14 protein-coding genes and 1 riboswitch are annotated in these 17,897 nt (G+C 75.2%); of the genes, 5 read left to right on the top strand and 9 right to left on the bottom strand.

The window, feature by feature from the left end; genetic code table 11:
* Positions 1 to 55 precede the first annotated feature (55 nt).
* Complete coding sequence (locus BJ971_RS14065) at positions 56 to 964, top strand: DUF3500 domain-containing protein (protein ID WP_184998844.1); 909 nt, start codon at positions 56 to 58, stop codon at positions 962 to 964.
* Between the two features lie 43 nt (positions 965 to 1,007).
* Here the strand turns inward: BJ971_RS14065 and secA2 are convergent, their stop codons facing one another.
* Both secA2 and BJ971_RS14055 read right to left on the bottom strand, forming a co-directional pair.
* The gene (gene secA2, locus BJ971_RS14060; protein ID WP_184993235.1) at positions 1,008 to 3,296 is read right to left on the bottom strand and encodes an accessory Sec system translocase SecA2; all 2,289 of its coding nucleotides are present in this window, start codon (positions 3,294 to 3,296) and stop codon (positions 1,008 to 1,010) included.
* A gap of 79 nt (positions 3,297 to 3,375) precedes the next feature.
* Positions 3,376 to 5,106 carry an ABC transporter ATP-binding protein gene (locus BJ971_RS14055; RefSeq protein WP_184993233.1) on the bottom strand — a complete coding sequence of 577 codons (1,731 nt, stop codon included), beginning with the start codon at positions 5,104 to 5,106 and terminating at the stop codon, positions 3,376 to 3,378.
* A 132-nt stretch (positions 5,107 to 5,238) separates the two neighbouring features.
* Here BJ971_RS14055 and BJ971_RS14050 point away from each other — a divergent pair, with 132 nt between their 5' ends.
* Positions 5,239 to 5,979 (top strand): ATP-binding protein, encoded by a 741-nt coding sequence (locus BJ971_RS14050; RefSeq protein ID WP_184993231.1) that lies wholly within the window; start codon positions 5,239 to 5,241, stop codon positions 5,977 to 5,979.
* A gap of 5 nt (positions 5,980 to 5,984) precedes the next feature.
* On the opposite strand, the gene BJ971_RS42100 is transcribed toward BJ971_RS14050, so the two are convergent.
* Positions 5,985 to 8,162 carry a hypothetical protein gene (locus BJ971_RS42100; protein WP_184993229.1) on the bottom strand — a complete coding sequence of 726 codons (2,178 nt, stop codon included), beginning with the start codon at positions 8,160 to 8,162 and terminating at the stop codon, positions 5,985 to 5,987.
* Positions 8,163 to 8,504: 342 nt separating this feature from the next.
* Between BJ971_RS42100 and BJ971_RS14040 the strand changes: the two genes are divergently transcribed.
* Positions 8,505 to 9,044: a hypothetical protein gene (locus BJ971_RS14040; protein WP_184993227.1), complete on the top strand. Its 540-nt coding sequence runs from the start codon at positions 8,505 to 8,507 to the stop codon at positions 9,042 to 9,044.
* Positions 9,045 to 9,081: 37 nt separating this feature from the next.
* Here the strand turns inward: BJ971_RS14040 and BJ971_RS14035 are convergent, their stop codons facing one another.
* Positions 9,082 to 9,408 (bottom strand): DUF3817 domain-containing protein, encoded by a 327-nt coding sequence (locus BJ971_RS14035; RefSeq protein WP_239087309.1) that lies wholly within the window; start codon positions 9,406 to 9,408, stop codon positions 9,082 to 9,084.
* Between the two features lie 89 nt (positions 9,409 to 9,497).
* Between BJ971_RS14035 and BJ971_RS14030 the strand changes: the two genes are divergently transcribed.
* Both BJ971_RS14030 and BJ971_RS14025 read left to right on the top strand, forming a co-directional pair.
* The gene (locus BJ971_RS14030; protein ID WP_184993223.1) at positions 9,498 to 10,973 is read left to right on the top strand and encodes a glutamate-cysteine ligase family protein; all 1,476 of its coding nucleotides are present in this window, start codon (positions 9,498 to 9,500) and stop codon (positions 10,971 to 10,973) included.
* Between the two features lie 31 nt (positions 10,974 to 11,004).
* On the top strand, positions 11,005 to 11,586 hold the full coding sequence (locus BJ971_RS14025) for a GNAT family N-acetyltransferase (RefSeq protein WP_184993221.1): 582 nt from the start codon (positions 11,005 to 11,007) through the stop codon (positions 11,584 to 11,586).
* A 17-nt stretch (positions 11,587 to 11,603) separates the two neighbouring features.
* Here BJ971_RS14025 and BJ971_RS14020 read toward each other — a convergent pair whose 3' ends face one another.
* The 5 genes from BJ971_RS14020 to BJ971_RS14000 all read right to left on the bottom strand — a co-directional run bounded on the left by BJ971_RS14020 (position 11,604) and on the right by BJ971_RS14000 (position 17,858).
* Complete coding sequence (locus tag BJ971_RS14020) at positions 11,604 to 12,002, bottom strand: cobalamin biosynthesis protein (RefSeq protein ID WP_203709189.1); 399 nt, start codon at positions 12,000 to 12,002, stop codon at positions 11,604 to 11,606.
* On the bottom strand, positions 11,999 to 13,366 hold the full coding sequence (locus tag BJ971_RS14015) for a cobyrinic acid a,c-diamide synthase CobB (protein ID WP_184993219.1): 1,368 nt from the start codon (positions 13,364 to 13,366) through the stop codon (positions 11,999 to 12,001). The genes BJ971_RS14020 and BJ971_RS14015 overlap by 4 nt, the downstream gene beginning before the upstream one ends.
* Positions 13,360 to 13,959, bottom strand: coding sequence for a cob(I)yrinic acid a,c-diamide adenosyltransferase (cobO, locus tag BJ971_RS41200; protein WP_184993217.1), 600 nt, complete (start codon positions 13,957 to 13,959; stop codon positions 13,360 to 13,362). Before cobO ends, BJ971_RS14015 begins: the two co-directional genes overlap by 7 nt.
* Positions 13,959 to 16,052, bottom strand: coding sequence for a VWA domain-containing protein (locus BJ971_RS14005; RefSeq protein WP_184993215.1), 2,094 nt, complete (start codon positions 16,050 to 16,052; stop codon positions 13,959 to 13,961). Before BJ971_RS14005 ends, cobO begins: the two co-directional genes overlap by 1 nt.
* Before the next feature lie 32 nt (positions 16,053 to 16,084).
* Positions 16,085 to 16,213, bottom strand: a riboswitch (cobalamin riboswitch).
* A 73-nt stretch (positions 16,214 to 16,286) separates the two neighbouring features.
* On the bottom strand, positions 16,287 to 17,858 hold the full coding sequence (locus BJ971_RS14000) for a gluconokinase (RefSeq protein WP_184993213.1): 1,572 nt from the start codon (positions 17,856 to 17,858) through the stop codon (positions 16,287 to 16,289).
* Between the last annotated feature and the right edge of the window lie 39 nt (positions 17,859 to 17,897).

Genomic DNA, 17,897 nt, shown 5'->3' with positions numbered 1-17,897 from the left:
ATGCGGAAACGATCGCGTTCCCGCACCGACTGACGCCGTGACACTCGCCGGCGAGATGCGCGGCGCCGCCGCGGCGCTGCTGGCGACCCCGGACGGCGCGCGGGCCGCGGCCCCCTTCGCCGACGACGCGGCGCGCCGCTGGATCGAGTACCGCCCCCGGCCACGGCCCGGCCTGAGCATCGCCGACCTCGGCCGCACCGCCCGCAAGGCCGCGCACCGGCTGCTCGCCACCGCGCTGAGCCCGCCCGCATACGCGCAGGCCATGACCGTGCTCGCGCTGGAGGAGATCCTCGACCGGCGGGAGGGCTGGGCCCGCGGCCGGCACAGCGAGGACTACCACGTCATCGTCTTCGGCGCGCCGTCCGATGACGAGTGGGGCTGGCGCTTCGAGGGCCACCACCTGTCGGTGAGCATGACCGTGGCCGGCGACCGGGTCTCCCCCGCGCCGGTGTTCCTCGGCGCCAATCCGGCGCGGGTCGACACCGGCGGACGGGTCGTGCTGCGGCCGCTCGCGGTCGAGGAGGACCTCGCACACGAACTGCTGCGCGCCATGCCGGCCGCGCTGCGCCGCCGTGCCGTGATCGCCGACCGGGCGCCCTCCGACGTCCGCTCGGCCACGAACCCGGCAAGCACCGTCCTGACGCCGCACGGCGTGCCGAGGGCCGATCTGCGGCCCGGCGAGCGCGCCCTGCTCGACCAGTTGATCGCCGTGCACCTGGGCCGGCTCCCCGACGACCTGGCCGCCGCCCTCGACCCCACCGGGTCCGACGTGCACTTCGCCTGGGAGGGCCCGCCCGGGCCCGGCACCCGGCACTACTACCGGATCCAGGCCGACGACCTGCTCATCGAGTTCGACAACACGTCCGAGGACGGCAACCACGCGCACAGCGTGCTGCGCCGCCCGCGCGGCGAGTTCGGCGGCGACATCCTCGCCGCGCACCGCGCGGGCTTCCCCCACGACTGAGCCCGCGCGGCGTCGCGCCGCGCGGGGGTACCCGTCCCGGCGCTCAGCCGCCCGAGGTGAGGCGCCGGCCGACCGCCGCGATGAGGCGGTCCAGCTCGGAGCCGAACGGGTTGTCGTGCACCAGGTACGTCCACGTCGCGCTCGGCCGGACGATCTCGGCGCGGTCCGGGTCGTAGCCGTCGGTCAGGTCGGTCTCCTCGAAGGTCGCGATCGTGCGCGCCTCGATCTCGGTGAAGACCTTCTGGAACGCCGGCACGGCGGAGCGGTGGAACTCGTCAAGCGGGTCGAGCTTGCCCAGCGCCCGCAGGTGCACGCCCTCGCGCACCTCGGAGAGCTCGGCCAGGTGCTCCGCCCAGAGCCGGTCCAGGTGGTAGAGCGCGATCGAACGGGCGGCGTCGGAGAGCACGTCCTCGTCGGTCTCCCCGGCCTTCTCCGGCGAGCGCTCGATCAGCATGATCGCCGCGATCTCGGAGGTGAGCAGCCGCTCCCGGCGCTCGGCCAGGGCGAGCCGCTGCCCCTCGATCACCACGCTGTAGCGCCAGGTGTTGCGGTGGATCTCGTGGTTGACGCCCTCCGCGACGCGCTGCGCGTGCTCGACGGCGTACTCGACCTGCTCGTCGTGCACCACGCCGTCCATGTCCATCCGCGGCGACGACGGCAGGATGTCGCCGGCGTGCCGGGTGATCAGGTCGTCCTCGAGGCTGACGAAGAAGACCGAGCCGCCGGGGTCGCCCTGACGCCCGGCGCGGCCACGCAGCTGGTCGTCGACCCGGCGGCTGTCGTGCCGGCCGCTGCCGATGACGAACAGGCCGCCGAGCTCGGCCACCTTCTCGGCGTCCTTGCCGTCGCTGCCGCCGAGGCGGATGTCGACGCCGCGGCCGGCCATCTGGGTGGAGACGGTGACCGCGCCGAGGGCGCCGGCCTCCGCGATGATCGCGGCCTCCTCGTCGTCGTTCTTGGCGTTCAGCACGACGCTGGGCACCCCGGCCGCGGCGAGCTGCTTGGCGAGCAGCTCCGACGCCTTCACGTCGAGGGTGCCGATGAGCACCGGCCGGCCCTTGTCGTGGGCGATCTTGATCTCCTCGACCAGGGCCTCGTCGCGCATGTCGTGCGCGGAGTAGATCCGGTCGGGCTCGTCCTCACGGATGTTCGGGGTGTTCGACGGGATGACCGCGACCTCGAGCTTGAAGTACTCGCGCAGCTGCTCGCCGACGTGCACGGCGGTGGCGGTCATGCCGCACACCGTCTTGTAGAGCGCGATGAACGCCTGCACGGTGATCGTGTCGAGCACCTCGCCCTCGGCGGTGGCGTTCAGGCCCTCCTTGGCCTCGACCGCCGCCTGTAGCCCATCGGGCCAGCGCCGCCGCTGCGCGACCCGGCCGCGCATCTCGTCGATCAGCTCGACCGTGCCGTCCCGCACGATGTAGTCGACGTCGCGGCGCAGCAGGGCGCGGGCGTGCAGCGCCACGTTGACCGCGGAGAGCTGCTCGACCTGGTCGTCCGCATACAGGTCGATGCCCATCTTCGCCTCGAGGGCGTGCAGGCCGTCGTTGGTGAAGGCGACGCTGCGGCCGTCCTCGGCGACCTCGAAGTCCTTGCCCGGGCGCAGGTCGCGGACCAGGTCGGCGGCGTGGTGCACCGGGTCGCTCTCGGTGGCGATGCTGCCGGCCAGCACCATCGGCACCCGGGCCTCGTCGATCAGGATCGAGTCGGCCTCGTCGACGATGCAGGTGGCGAGCTTGCGCTGCACCCGGTCCTCGACGTCGGTGACGAGCTGGTCGCGCAGGTAGTCGAAGCCGGCCTCGCTGACCGAGACGTAGGTGACGTCGGCGCCGTAGGCCTCGCGCCGCTCCTCGTGGGTCGAGGCCTCGGTGACCCAGCCGACGGTGAGCCCGAGCAGGGTGTAGACCGGCTCCATCCAGGTGGCGTCGCGCCGGGCCAGATAGTCGTTGACGGTCAGCACGTGCACCGGACCGTGGCCCAGCCGGACGTGGCCGTACGCGGCGATGGTCGCGGTGAGCGTCTTGCCCTCACCGGTGGCCATCTCGGCGACCCGGCCGGCGAGCAGCGCCATGGCGCCGACCAGCTGCACGTCGTACGGCCGCTGCTCGAGGGCGCGCCAGGCGGCCTCCCGGCCGACGGCGCAGATCTCGGTGAAGTTGTCGGCGGCGCCGGCGGCCTCGGTCAGCGCGGCGTCGTCGAGCGCGCGCAACGCCTCCTCACGGGCTTCGATGGCCGGCAACCGCTTCTCAAGCGGTGCGAGATCGACCGTGGTGCCCGGACGCTGCAGAAACTTACGGAACCGGTTTTTGAACCGCTGCGACACACCCATGGGCGGTTACGGTACTTCACTTACCTTGAAGCATGGTGCCGACTCCCGGTCGTTTCGCCCAGAGCGCGATCACTCGGGCTCAGGAGACCAGGAGTTGGTGCGCCGCGAGCTCGCGATAGAGCGGGCTGGTGTCCAGCAACTCCCGGTGTGTTCCGGTGGCCACGACGCGCCCGGCCTCGACGACAACGATCCGGTCGCTGTCGACGACGGTGCTCAGGCGGTGCGCCACCACGATCAGCGTGCGCTGGAAGGACGCCGCCGCGATCGCCTCGCGCAGGGCCGCCTCGTTGCGGGCGTCGAGGTTGCTCGTCGGCTCGTCCAGCAGCAGGATCGGCGCGTCCGCCAGCAGGGTCCGTGCGATCGCCAGCCGCTGCCGCTCGCCGCCCGAGAGCAGGACACCGCCCTCGCCCACCTGCACGTCCAGGCCCGCCGGCGTCCGGGTGGCGAGCGCGCCGAGATTGACCTCGTCGAGCGCGGCGAGCAGCCGCGCGGAGTCCGTGCCGGGCGCGGTGAGCAGCAGGTTGTCGCGCAGCGTTCCGGCCAGCACCGGCGCCTCCTGCTCCACGTAGCCCAGCGTGCGGCGCAGCGCGTCGCGGGGCAGGTCCCGCACGTCGGCACCGCCGACCCGGATCGTGCCCGAGGTGACCTCGTAGAAGCGCTCGATCAGCGCCAGCACCGTCGACTTGCCCGCGCCGGACGGGCCGACCAGCGCGACGCGGCTGCCGGCCGGGACGCTGAACGACACGTCCCGCAGCACCGGCTCCCCTCCGGGATACCCGAATGTCACGTTCTCGAAGACGACCGCGGGCTCCGAGATCACGGCGGTCGGCCGGGCCGGGCGGTCCGCCGCCGTCTCCGACGGCAGGTCGAGCACCTCCTCGATGCGCTGCAACGCACCCAGGCCGGTCTGCAGCTGCGCGTACGCGTTCAGCGCCTGGCCCAGCGGCATGACCAGGAAGAACAGGAACAGGATGAACGCCACCAGATCGCCGACGCTGATCGAGCCGGCCGCCACCCGGGCACCGCCGACGCCGAGCACCAGCAGGAAGGCGCCCTGGGTGGCCGCCGAGGCGGCGGGACCGATGAGCGCACGCAGCCGGGCCACCCGCATCCCCGCGTCGTACGCCTGCGCGGCGCTGAGCCCCACCGTCTCGGCCTCGCGCTCCTCGGCGCCGCTGGCCCGGATGGTCCGGGCGGCCGAGATGGAACGCTCGACCGCCGAGGTCATCTCGCCGAGCCGGGCCTGTGCCTGCTCGGAGAGGCCACGCACGCGCCGGGAGACGGTGACGGCGACGGTCAGGCCGACGGCGAGGCCGGCCGCGGTGACCGCGAGCAGCAACGGGTCGAGCAGGGCCATTGCGATCGTCGCGCCGATGACCATCACGGCGCCCGTCACGACCTCGAACAGGCCGGAGGTGACGACGGCGCGCAGGAGCGTGGTGTCGGCGCCGACCCGGGACAGCAGGTCACCGGTGCGGCGGGCGTCGTACTCGGCGATCGGCAGGCGCAGCAGGTGCCGGGCCAGGCGCCGGCGGGTGGTGAGGACCAGCCCCTCCGCCGTGCGCTGGAGCAGATAGTCGCGCACGCCGCCGAGGGCCGCGCCGGTCAGCAGCAGGACGACCAGCAGCGCGACCGGGCCGCCGATCGGGGTGCCCGCCGAGATGCCGTCCAGGACCGTGCGGACCAGGACCGGCTGCGCCAGGGCCGCGACCGCGGCGACCAGGGACAGCCCGCCGACCACGACCAGGGTGCCGCGATGCTCGCGCAGATACGGCAGCAGAGCCGGCAACCCCACCCTCCGCGCGGCCATGCGCCGAGCCTAGCCGCGGCGCGCACGGCCGTACCCGTGTCGCTCGCCACCCTCCGGCACGTTTGTCCAGGCCGCCGGGCGGGCACACGAACCGCGACGTGCCTGGCAAGGCACGTCCGTGAAGGGATGCCGATGACGAGTCAGCTGGTCTGCCGGCCGGAACAGGATCTTCCGGTGGCGATCCTGCGCGCCAGCGGCGTACTGGACCTCGTGACGGGCGACGCGCTGGAGAACGCGGTCGGGCGCTGCCTCTCCGCTCAGCCGGAGGCGCTGCTGATCGACGTCTCCGGGCTGGAGGTCTCCGAGCCGGGCGCGCTGGCGGTGCTCAGCTCCGTCGTGTGCCGCACGGCCGAGTGGCCCGCCGTGCCCATCGTGCTCTGCGGCGCCGGCCCGGAGACCACCGAGACCATCGCGGCGTGGCCCGGCTGTGCCTCGGTCGGCGCCGCGGCGAGCTGCGAGCAGGCGCTGGCCGACGCGGCTGCGGAGCCCGAGCCGCACCGCATCCGGGTCCGGCTGCGGCCGATACCGGACGCCTGCCGCCAGGTACGCCAGCTCGTGGACCAGGCCTGCACCGCGTGGCAGCACGGTGAGGCCACCGCGACCGTCTCGCTGGTCGCCACCGAGCTCGTCGCCAACGTGGTCCGGCATGCGCACACCGCGATGGAGTTCACCGTGGGGCTGCGCGACGGCCGGCTCTGCGTGACCGTGCGTGACGGCAGCCGGGTGCTGCCCCGGCCGAGGAATCCCGGAACCAACGACACCGGCGGGCGCGGGTTACAGCTGGTCCGGGAGTTGACCGACGCGTGGGGCGTGCTGCCGGTGCCCGACGGCAAGGTGGTGTGGACCCACCTGACGGCCGGCGACGCGGCGTGAGAAGTTCATGAGCGGCGCGGCAGCCCGCTGGGTCCCTCCTCGTCGGCGGCGCCGGTCGCGTCGGGCCGCGGGCTCTCGGGTTGCGGTGCGGGACGGGCCGGCAGGCCCGACGGGGCCGCGGCGGGGTCTTCGGGCGCCGGCGGCAGGCCCCGGTTGAGCTGGCCCAGCTGCGGCGGCTCGAGCGGCGGGCGGGCGGCCCGCGCCGGGTCGGCGGCCGTGTCCGGACCGGGCAGCCCCGACGGCGGGTGGTGATGGGTGGCGCCCGGCACGTGGGCGACCCCCGGGCCGTGGCCGGGGTGCTGCGGATCCGCCGGTCCGGGCCGGCCGTACTGGCCGGGCTGGGCGAACTGGCTCGTCTCGCCGGGTGCGATCGCGCCCGGGTAGGGCGGCCGCTCCGGCGCGGCGGGGTAGGCCGACGGGTCGGCTTGTGCGGGGTAGGCCGACGGGTCGGCCTGGGCGGGATAGGCCGGTGGAGCGGGCTGGACGGGCTGGGCCGGCGGGGCCGGCTGGGCCGTGGGTGGCCGCTCGAGGCCGCTCGGCTCCGGTGCGTCGTGCGCCGCCGCCGGCGGCTGCGCGGCCGGGTCGGCGGGGCGGTTGAGCTGGCCCATCTGCGGTGGTTCGAGCGGCGGCCGGGAGGACGGGCGGGGCCGGTCGGCCGGGGCGACGAAGGCACGATCCTGAGGACCACCCGCACCTCGCTCGGCTGGGGCGACGAAGGCACGATCCTGAGGACCACCCGCGCCTCGGTCCGCTGGGGCGACGAAGGCACGATCCTGGGGACCGCCCGCGCCTCGGTCCGCCGGGGCGACGAAGGCACGATCCTGGGGACCGCCCGCGCCCTGCGGCGGCCGGGCCGGGCCGGGTTGGTCCGCCGGGCCGGGCCGGGCGCCCGGCTGCGGGCGCGGGGCGAACTGATCCTCGACACCCCTTCCCTCGCCCGCAGGCCGGGTGGGCTGCGCGGGCTGGGCGGACTGGGCGGGCTGGGCGGGCTGGGCAGGCTGGGCGGGCTGGGCGGGCTCGGCCGCCGGTACCTGCGGCTGGGCGGGCCCGGCCGCCGGCATCTGCTGGGTGACGTCGAGGTCCGGCGGCCGGTGTGCGCTGCTGTCGTCCGGCTGGGGCGGCTTGGCGACCGGCATGCCGTTGCGGCCGGCGGGCTCGGCGCCGCCCGGCCGGGACTCCGGCGGGCGGGCCGACGGCGTGAACCGCGGCGCGTCGAGGGGGCGGTTCTGCTGCGCGAACAGCGGCGGTCCCAGCAGCAGCGGATCCACGTCGGGGACCGCGCGCGCCCGGCCGGGAGCGAGTGGATCCGGCCGGGGCGCGGCGGGCGGGCCCGTCGGGGCATCGGCCGGTCCGCGGGACGGCTGCGCGCCTCCCACGGGCGGCGCGGGACGCTCCGGCGGGGGCGACGCGGCGGGTCCGGGCGGAGGCGGCGCACTTGCCGCCCGCGCCGGCGGTGGCGGGCCGTACGCCTCCGGCCCGGGCCGCGCCGGCGGGGGCGGGCCGTACGCCTCCGGGCCGGGCCGCGCCGGCGGGGGCGGGCCGTACGCCTCCGGGCCGGGCCGCGCCGGCGGGGGCGGACCGTAAGGCTCCGGGCCGGGCTGCGCCGCGGGCGAACCGCCGGGGGCCGGGCCGAAGGACTCGGGGCCGGGCGGAGTCAGGCCCGACGGCGTGCCGCCGGGTGCGCCGGGCGCGCCGGGGTCCGGTCCGGGCGGCCAGGCGGACGGCTGACCGGCCGGTTGCCACGGTTCCCCGTACGGCTGCGGGCGGAGCCCGGATTCGGCCTCGGGCGCGGGCGGGGCCGGCGGGCTCAGGGGTTCGCGGGGTGTTTCGAAGGGCGGCGGGGTCACGGACAGTGAGCTCGCCGGGTAGCTCGGCTCGGGCGGCGGCGGCGCGGCGGGCTCGGCGTAGGTGGGCAGGCTCTCCGGGACCGAGTAGGCGTGCGAGGGCCGTCTCACCGGGGCGGGCGGCTCCTGGTAGCCGAGCGGGGACCCCCGGCCCTGGCGCGCCGCCTGGATCAGGCCCGACGTCTCCGCCATGCCCGCGGCCTCGAGGACCTCCGCGGCGGCACGCCCGGCCCGGCAGGGAAGGGGCTCGTCGCATTCGGGGCAGGTGTCGATGCCGTCGTGCGGTCCCATGCCTCCGGCGTGTGCCTGCACCATCTCCCAGGCGGTCCGTGCCAACACGCTGTCCGGATTAATGTATTTGGTGCCGCTCAGTTCCATGCCGTCCCACCCCCGTAGATCGCCCGCGACAGGCGTTCAGCACAAGTTCACCGTGTCGCACTCCGCTCCGTGAGCGTTTCGCCCAATCGGTAGACGGACGGCGGACCACGCGGCCGTCCCATGAGGCGGATTTCTGCAATAAAGGGCGTACCGGACGAATGGCCGGCGCGGCCACCGCTAAACCGAGCCGACCAGCCGACGGTAACCCCGGGCTAGATGGCGAATTGATCACGCACTGTGTTCACTGCATCGCTCTCCGTACGATCGAGGCATGCAAGTCTCCCCACCCCAGGAGATGCCCCCATGGACGACACCGAGCTCTACCGCGAGCGAATCCTCCGGCACGCCGGTCCCGTCATCACGGGCCGGTTCCTCGGCTTCCGCGCCTCGTACACCCGCGAGGTCAAGATCGATCAACCGCTGCTCGTCGCCGTACTCGTGACGGCGTCCGTCGCCCAGGCCGTCGGCGCACTACTGCTCGCCCTGCTGCGCAGCGGCGGCGGAGGCACCCGGCGCAGGTTCAAGGACCTGAAGAAGGGCCCCGAATACCTTGTCACGCCGGTACGGCTGCGCGACGAACTGGGCCAGATCTACGAGGTGGAGATGCACGGGCAGCTGCCGCAGTCGGCGCTGCACCGCGACGACCTCGTGCAGGTGCGCACCCGCCCGCAGAAGGATCCGGACCTGCCGGTGAAGCTGCACCAGCTCGTCAACCTGACCACGTTGCAGCCCCTGACCCCGCGGATACCGACGATGTGGTCGCATCTCGGTCCGGGGCTGCTGATCCAGGCCGGACTCGGCCTGACGATCATCACCGCCCTCGCGGCCGCCTGGATCAGCTGACCCCCGGCGCCGGGATCAGCGGTGATCCCGGCCCCGCTCAGACCTGCGGTACTGGCTCCGGCTCGGCGACCGTGAGCAGGCCGCGCGACCGCGCCCAGCGCTCGAAGACGAGCGTGGCGAACGGCGGGACCGAGCAGGCCAGCGCGAGCAGGGTGACCCACCACTTCCACCGTGCGACCCGGGCCAGCACGACGGTGACCGCCAGGTAGGCGGTGAACAACGCGCCGTGTACCGGGCCGGCGATCCGCACGCCGATCTCGTCGCCCACCGGTCCGTACTTGAAGAACATGCCGATCAGGAGCGCGGCCCAGCTACAGGCCTCCGCGATTGCGATGGCGGCGAAAAGGGCAGGTACGCGACGCACGCAAGAACCTCCGGGGCAATCGACGCGCGGAGTGGTGCGCCGGCGTTCGGACCACGCGATCATAGATGCAGGCAGAGGGGCGGTGCGCGGTGGGCGAAGAGGTCGACCAGAGGACATTCACCCGCGAGGATCGATCCAGGTACCGGCAGAAGATCAGGCGCAGCCTCGACGTGTTCGCGGGGATGCTGCGGGAGGCGCGATTCGAGTTCGAGCGCCCGCTGACCGGGATGGAGATCGAGCTCAATCTGGTGGACGACGACGCCGACCCGGCGATGCGCAACGCCGAGGTACTCAAGGCGATCGCCGACCCCGACTTCCAGACCGAGCTGGGCCAGTTCAACGTCGAGATCAACGTCGCGCCGCGCCGGCTGGCCGGCGACGAGAACGCCGATCTGGAACGCGAGCTGCGGGCCAGCCTCAACAACGCCGAGGAGCACGCCCGCGGCGTCGGCGCGCACATGGTGATGATCGGCATCCTGCCGACCCTGCGCCGCGAGCACCTGACCGCGGACGCGCTGTCGGCGAACCCCCGCTACGCGCTGCTCAACGAGCAGATCTTCGCGGCCCGCGGCGAGGACCTCGACATCCGCATCGACGGCATCGACCGCCTGGCGGTCACCACCGACACGATCGCGCCCGAGGCGGCCTGCACCAGCACCCAGTTCCACCTCCAGGTAAGCCCCGAGGAGTTCGCGGCGTACTGGAACGCGGCGCAGGTCGTGGCCGGCGTACAGGTGGCGCTGGGTGCCAACTCGCCGTTGCTGTTCGGGCGCGAGCTGTGGCGCGAGACCCGGATACCCCTGTTCGAGCAGGCCACCGACACCCGCTCGGAGGAGATCCGCGCGCAGGGCGTCCGGCCGCGGGTGTGGTTCGGCGAGCGCTGGATCACCTCGGTCTTCGACCTGTTCGAGGAGAACGTCCGCTACTTCCCCGCCCTGCTGCCGATCTGCGACTCCGACGACCCCGAACAGATCCTGGAGAGCGGCGACACCCCGCAGCTGAGCGAGCTGCGGCTGCACAACGGCACGGTCTACCGCTGGAACCGGCCGATCTACGCCGTCGTCAAGGGCCGGCCGCACCTGCGGGTCGAGAACCGGGTGCTCCCGGCCGGCCCGACCGTCGTCGACACGGTCGCGAACGGCGTCTTCTACTACGGCCTGGTCCGGATGCTCGCCGAGGCGGAGCGTCCGATCTGGACCCAGATGTCGTTCAGCGCGGCCGAGGAGAACTTCCACTCCGGCGCCCGGCACGGCATCGCGGCGTCGGTGTTCTGGCCGGGCCTCGGCTACGTGCCCGTGTCCGAGCTGGTGCTGCGCCGCCTGCTTCCGCTGGCACACGAGGGCCTCGACCGGTGGGGCGTGTCACCCGCCGAGCGGGACCGGCTGCTGGGCATCATCGAGCAGCGCTGCCTGACCGGCCGCAACGGCGCCACCTGGCAGGTGGAGACGCTGCACTCGCTGGAGCGCTCGGGCCTGGACCGGCAGGCGGCGCTGCACGGCATGCTGCGCCGCTACCTTCCGCCGATGCACGAGAACATCCCGGTACACGAGTGGCCGGTCACCTAGGAACCGCACCCGCCCGGCTTTAATGATCGCCATGCCTCTACTGATCTCCCCCGTCGTCGCCGCCGGCGACCTGGCCCGGCTCGATCAGCCCGTGCTGACGGGCCCGGGCCTCACGCTGCGGCCGTGGCGGGCCACGGACGCCGCCGTGGTCGCGGCGGCCTACGACGAGCCGGGCATCCGGCAATGGCACTCACGGTCGATGACCGTCGACGAGGCCCGCGCGTGGATCGGCGCCTGGCCGCAACGGTGGCGGCGGGAGACCGGCGCCGGCTGGGCGGTCGCCGCCGACGACGACGCGGTGCTCGGCCAGATCAGCCTGCGCACCATCGACCTCGCCGAGGGCATCGCCGAGATCTCGTACTGGGTGCTGCCCGAGGCCCGGGGCCGGGGCCACGCCGCGGCGGCACTGAGCGTCCTCTCCGGGTGGGCGCTGCGGGTGCTCGGCCTGCACCGCGTCGAGGTTTACCACTCGACGCGCAACCCCGCGTCGTGCCGGGTCGCCGAGCGGGCCGGCTACCCGTACGAGGGGACGATGCGCAGCAAGGTCCTGCACGCCGACGGCTGGCACGACATGCACCTGCACGCCCGCATCGCCGGGGACCCGGCCGCCTGAACCTGTCGGAGGACGGTTCAGGCCTCGGGGCCGGTGCCTCGCGCGATCGCGACGGTCGCCGCCGGGAAGGCCAGCTTCGGCAGGATCAGCGTCGCGCCCGGGCCGGCGGCGAGCAGCGCGGCGGCCTCCGCGACGCTCGGAGTACCCGACCTGTGCGCGACCTCGGCGCTGGGGTGCGGGACGTCAACGGTGGCCAGTTCCGCGGCCGTGAACGCGACGATCCGCCACCCGTTCCGGTCGGCGACGGCGCGCGGTCCGGGCTCGCCGGCCCGGCGGTCCAGCGTCGCGAGCACGCCGACGTCCGCCGGCCGAAGGCACACCGCGGCCAGCGCGGCGCCGGCCGCGGCGGCCAGTTCGTCCTCCAGCGTGCCGGACCGGGCCCCGAGCCCCAGCACCACCAGGCCGGTCGAAATCACCCCGCGAACATACGTGCCGCCTGGGCGACCACCCGGCGGGCGATCGCCCGGTCGGCGGCCCAGTGCAGGTGCAGGTACGAGGCCTGGAGGGTCGGCGTGGCGAAGCCCTCCGGGTCCGCGCCGCGCCAGGCCCACGCCGCTCCCCCGGCCGGTTCGAGCAGCAGGCCCGACCGTGGGTGCGCCGTCGTGCGGTGGAACTCGTGGCCGGTGATCCGCGAACCCGCCGGGAACAGCGGGCTGTCCGACAGCGCCACCGCGTCGCGGTAACCCAGCGTCAGCGTCGGAGTCATCGCCGCCTCCGCGTCCAGCACCCCGCACATCGGCCTGCCGTCCAGCGTTCGGCAGAGCCACAGCAGGCCCGCGCACTCGGCGACGATCGGCAGGTCCGCCGCGGCCAGGGACGCCACCGCCAGGCGCAGCGGCTCGTTCGCCGACAGTTCGGCGGCGTACACCTCCGGGAAGCCGCCGCCGACGACCAGGGCGGCGGTGTGCTCCGGCAGGGCCTCGTCGCGGAGCGGGTCCACCGTGACCACCTCGGCTCCGGCGCCGGAGAGCAGTTCGGCCGTCTCGGCGTACGCGAAGGTGAAGGCCGGTCCGCCCGCGATCGCGACCACCGGGCGGCCGGGTACCGGATTCTCGGCGGCCGGTGACCAGGGTGTCGCCGCCAGGGGCGGCACCGAGCGGGCGACGGCGAGCACCGCGTCGAGGTCCACCGCGGAGGCCACCAGTGACGCGAGCGCGGCCACCGAGGCCACGGCCTCCGCGCGGCGTTCGGCGGCGGGGATCAGGCCGAGGTGGCGCGCGGGCGCCGCGACCGCGTCGGCGCGGCGCAGCGCGCCAAGCACCGGCGTGCCGACCTCCTCGCAGGCCTCGCGCAGCAGCGCCTCGTGCCGGTCCGAGCCGACCCGGTTGAGGATGACCCCGGCCAGGCGGACCGTGCCGAAACTCCGGAAGCCGTGCACGAGCGCGGCCACCGACCGGCCCTGCGCGGCCGCGTCGACCACCAGCAGGACAGGAGCGTCGAGCAGGGCCGCGACGTGTGCGGTCGACCCGGTGTCGCCCGCGCCCGTGCGACCGTCGTAGAGGCCCATCACCCCCTCGATCACCGCGAGGTCGGTGCCCGCGCTGCCGTGTGCGAACAGCGGCCCGATCAGGTCCTCGCCGACCATGACCGGGTCGAGGTTGCGGCCCGGGCGGCCCGCCGCCAGCGAGTGGTAGCCGGGGTCGATGTAGTCCGGGCCGACCTTGAACGGGGCGACCCGCATCCCCCGGGCGGCGAACGCGGCGAGCAGGCCCGTCGCCACGGTGGTCTTGCCGTGCCCGGAGGCGGGTGCCGCGATGACGACGCGGGGTACGTTCACCACTCGATGCCCTGCTGTCCCTTGCGGCCGGCGTCCATCGGGTGCTTGAGCTTGGTCATCTCGGTGACCAGGTCGGCGGCCGCGATCAGGTCCGGATGGGCGTCGCGGCCGGTGATCACGACGTGCTGGGTGCCGGGCCGGTCCGCGAGGGTGGCAACCACGTCCGCCACGTCGATCCAACCCCACTTCATCGGGTACGTGAACTCGTCGAGCACGTAGAACCGGTGCGTCTCGGCGGCCAGGTCCCGCTTGATCTGCGCCCAGCCCTCGACGGCCTCGGACGCGTGATCGCGCTCGGTGCCCGCGCGCTGGATCCAGGACCAGCCCTCGCCCATCTTGTGCCAGGCGACGCTCGCGCCGCCGGCCTGGCCCAGCGCCTTGAACGCCGCCTCCTCGCCGACGCGCCACTTCTCGGACTTCACGAACTGGAAGACCCCGATCGACCAGCCCGCGCTCCACGCGCGCAGCGCCATCCCGAACGCGGCCGTCGACTTGCCCTTGCCGTGTCCGGTGTGGACGGCCAGCACCGCCTGCTTACGGCGCTGCCGGGTGGTGAGCCCGTCCTTCGGCACCGTCGTGACCTGCCCCTGCGGCATCAGGCGACCCTTCTGGCGTAGCTGGTGGAGGCGACACCCGCGGCGAGGGCGTCGAGCGGCATGACGTCGGCGTCGAGGGCGGCGGCGAGGCGCCCGGCCAGGCCGAGGCGCACCGGGCCGGATTCGCAGTCGACGACCACCGCGGCGACGCCGGCCAGCGCCGGTGCGACGGTCGCGGGGTCCGGGCCGCTGGTCGCGCGGCCGTCGGTGACGATGATCAGTAGCGGCCGGCGGCGGGGGTCGCGGCGGCGCTCGGTGGCGATGGTCGCCGCGGCGGCGCGCAGGCCGGCCGCCAGCGGGGTACGTCCGCCCGTGCGCAGGCCGGCGAGCCGCAGCACGCCGACCTCGTGGCTGGAGGTGGGCGGCAGCACCTGCTCCGCGGCCGCACCCCGGAACGTGATCATGCCGACCCGGTCCCGCCGCTGGTAGGCGTCGCGCAGCAGCGACAGCACGGCGGTCTTGACGACGGTCATCCGCCGGCGGGCGGCCATCGACCCGGACGCGTCCACGACGAAGAGCACCAGGTTGGCCTCGCGGCCTACGTGCACGGCCTCGCGCAGGTCACGCGGCTGCACGACCCGTGGGCGCCGGCCGGCCGGCGGCCGCACCGCCGGGCCGGCGTCCGGGAGAAGGTCCTGTGCGCAGGCGCCGCGGTGGATGGCCGCGCGCAGCGTCGCCGGCAGGTGGGCCGCGCCGGCGAGCTTGCCGCGCGGGATCCGGGAGCCGACGACCCGGCCGCGGCGGGCGAGCGCCGGCGAGCGGCGCCCGGCGTGGCCGCCCTCGCCGCGGGCCGCGATCCGCAGGGTCCGCGGCCGGTATGCGCTGCCGGCCTGGGCGGGCGCGGCGCCGCCGACCCGGGCGTCGGCCGGAGCCTGCCCGTCGGCCGGCGCGGTCTCGGGCTGGGTGCCGGGGTGGGACGCGTCGGCCGGGGAGGACGGTCCGGTGCCGCTCTGGTCCCGGCCGCCGTCGGGGCCGCCGCCAGGGCCGCCGCCGTCGGGGCCGGCATCATCGGGGCCGGCGTCGTCGGGGCCGGTGTCGTCGGGGCCGGTGTCGTCGGGGCCGGTGTCGTCCGGGTCGTCGTCCGGGTCGCCCTGGTCGAGGGCCTCCTCCAGGCGCTGCTCGTCGGTGCCCGGCGGGTCCAGCGGATCCCGGCGCCGCCGGTGCGGCAGGGCCAGTCGCGCCGCGTCGCGGACCTCCTCGGCGGTGACCTGGTCGCGGCCGTGCCACGCCGCCAGCGCCACCGCGCAGCGGGCGACCACGATGTCCGCCCGCATCCCGTCGACCCCGTAGGCCAGGCAGACCCGGGCGATCCGGTCCAGCTCCGCGTCGGGCAGCCGCACCGCCGGCACCGCCGCGCGGGCCGCCAGGATCCGGGCCGCCAACTCGGCCTCGGCGGCGGCGAACCGCTGGGCGAACTCGTCCGGTCCGGCCTCGTAGGCCAGCCGGCGGCGCACCACCTCGGCGCGCTGGGTCGCGTCCCGGGGCGCGGCGACGGTGACCACCAGGCCGAACCGGTCGACAAGCTGCGGCCGCGGCTCGCCCTCCTCGGGGTTCATCGTGCCGACGAGCAGGAACCGGGCCGCGTGCTTGACCGACACCCCGTCGCGCTCGACGTGCGCGCGGCCCATCGCGGCCGCGTCAAGCAGCAGGTCGACGAGGTGGTCCGGCAGCAGGTTGACCTCGTCGACGTAGAGGGCGCCGCGGTGCGCGGCCGCGAGCAGGCCCGGCTCGTAGGCCTTCACGCCGTCGGCGAGCGCGCGCTGGATGTCGAGGGTGCCGACGACCCGGTCCTCGGTGGCGCCGACCGGCAGCTCGACCAGGGTGGCGGGCCGGTGCCCGTGCGGCGCGCCGGCCTCGTGCGGCCCGTCGGGGCAGCCCGGGTCGGTGGCGGCCGGGTCGCAGGCGAAGCGGCAGCCGCGGACCACGTCGACCTCGGGCAGCAGCGCGGCGAGGGCGCGCACCACGGTGGACTTGGCCGTGCCCTTCTCGCCGCGGACCAGGACCCCGCCGACGGCGGGTGAGACGGCGGTCAGCAGCAGCGCGAGCCGCAGGTCGTCGAGGCCGACGACGGCAGAGAACGGGTACGGCGTCACGCCCGGTCCTTTCCGCGGGTCCGCGCCCGCGTGTGGAAGGTAACGAGCGACCGGAGTCTCCTGACTCCCGGGACGTCGATCCCGGTCACAGTGGCGGGACCGTCCCGGTCTCTCACCGGGTTCCTCCGCAGCCGCTCGCGAGTCACTCTTTCTCACGGCGCGGCACGGCGTCAACGCGGGGCAGGGTGGCCGACCTCACGGCCCGGCCGTCCGCCGGGGCGGGACGGCGCCGCCTCAGCGGCCCTCGGGCAGGGCCTTGGGGGTGTCCGGCAGCGGCTGCGGCGCCAGTCTGTCCAACTCGGTGAGCACTCCCGTCACCGCCAGCGCCGAGCGCTCCACCAGCGGGCGCAGCCGGCGGTAGAGGTCGGCGGCGTGCGGGTCCGGGTGGGTCGGCTCGCCGATGGCGACCATCGCCGCGGCGGCGGCCAGGTCCGGCAGCTCGCCCAGGGCGTGGCGGGCGAGCAGGCAGGCGCCGAGCGCGGTGCCCTCCGGCGTGTCCGCAACGGACACGGGCAGGTCCAGGGCCGCGGCCAGCACGGACACCCACAGGTCGGAGGCGACCGCGCCGCCGGTGGCCCGGACCTCGGTCATCGCGATGCCCTCGTCCGCGAACGTGTCCCGGACCAGCGCCAGCTGCTGGCAGACCCCCTCTAGCGCGGCCCGGACGAGGTGCGGCCGGCCGTGCTCGCGGCGCAGCCCGAGGTAGGCGCCGCGCATGCCGCCGCGCCACCACGGCGCCCGCTCGCCCAGCAGGTAGGGCAGGCAGAGCAGGCCCTCGCTGCCGGGGCCGACCTCGGCGGCCTCCGCCAGCAGCGCGGCGTCGCGTACGTCGGCGTCCTCGCCCTCGGCGGCCGGGCGGTCGAAGCCGCCGGCGAAGGTCTGCCCGGCCCAGCGCACCACCGATCCGGCGTTGTTGATCGCGCCGCCGACGACCCAGTGTTCCTCGGTGAGCGCGTAGCAGAACAGCCGCCCGGCCCGGTCGGCGGTCGGCCGGTCCACGATGGTGCGCAGCGCGCCGCTGGTGCCGAGGGAGACGGCCGCGACGCCGGGCGGGGTGGCGCCGACGCCGAGGTTGGCCAGCGGCCCGTCGGCCGCGCCGATGATCAGCGGGGTGTCCGCGTGCAGCCCGGCCGCGGCCGCCACCTCGGGGTTCAGCCTCAGCCGCCGGGTGGTGGGCACGACCTCGGCGAGCTGGTGCCGGCGCACGCCGGTCAGCTCCAGCGCCTCGTGGTCCCAGCGGCGCCGGTGGATGTCGTACATGCCGGTGCCGGAGGCGACCGAGAGGTCCAGCAGGAAGCCCTCGTCGGCGAGGCCGGCCAGGACGATCTCCTTGACGCCGCCCCAGCGCGGGGTGTCGCGCAGCTTCGCGGGATCGGTCTCGCGCCACCAGGCGAGCTTGGTCAGCGGGGACATCGGGTGCACCGGCGTGCCCGTCCGGGCCTGGAGCGACTTCGCGCGGCCGGTGCCGACGATCCGCTCGCTCAGCCCGGCGGCCCGGTTGTCGGCCCAGGTGACCAGCGGGCCGAGCGGCGCGCCGTTGCCGTCCATCGGCACGAGCCCGTGCAGGAACGCGCTGAGGCCGACGGCGACGACCCGGTCGTCCCGCCCGTGCGCCTGCGCGGCGGCCGTGACCAGGGCCTCGATCGCCGCGTCGCGCAGCTTGACGGGGTCGAGCTCGGCCTGGCCCGGCCCGGGCACGGAGAGGGGGTAGTGCACGCTCGCCATCGCCCGCACCTGCCCGGCCGGCCCGGCGGCGACGGCCTTGGTGGCGGTGGTCCCGGTGTCGATGCCGATGACGACGTCCATGCACCCTCCTCGGTCGCCGACTGTCATGCCCGTTCGGAT

The organism is Amorphoplanes digitatis (assembly GCF_014205335.1).
Taxonomy (GTDB): domain Bacteria; phylum Actinomycetota; class Actinomycetes; order Mycobacteriales; family Micromonosporaceae; genus Actinoplanes; species Actinoplanes digitatus.
The sequence above is the reverse complement of the archived record's forward strand: the minus strand, read 5'-3'. Positions and strand labels throughout refer to the sequence as shown.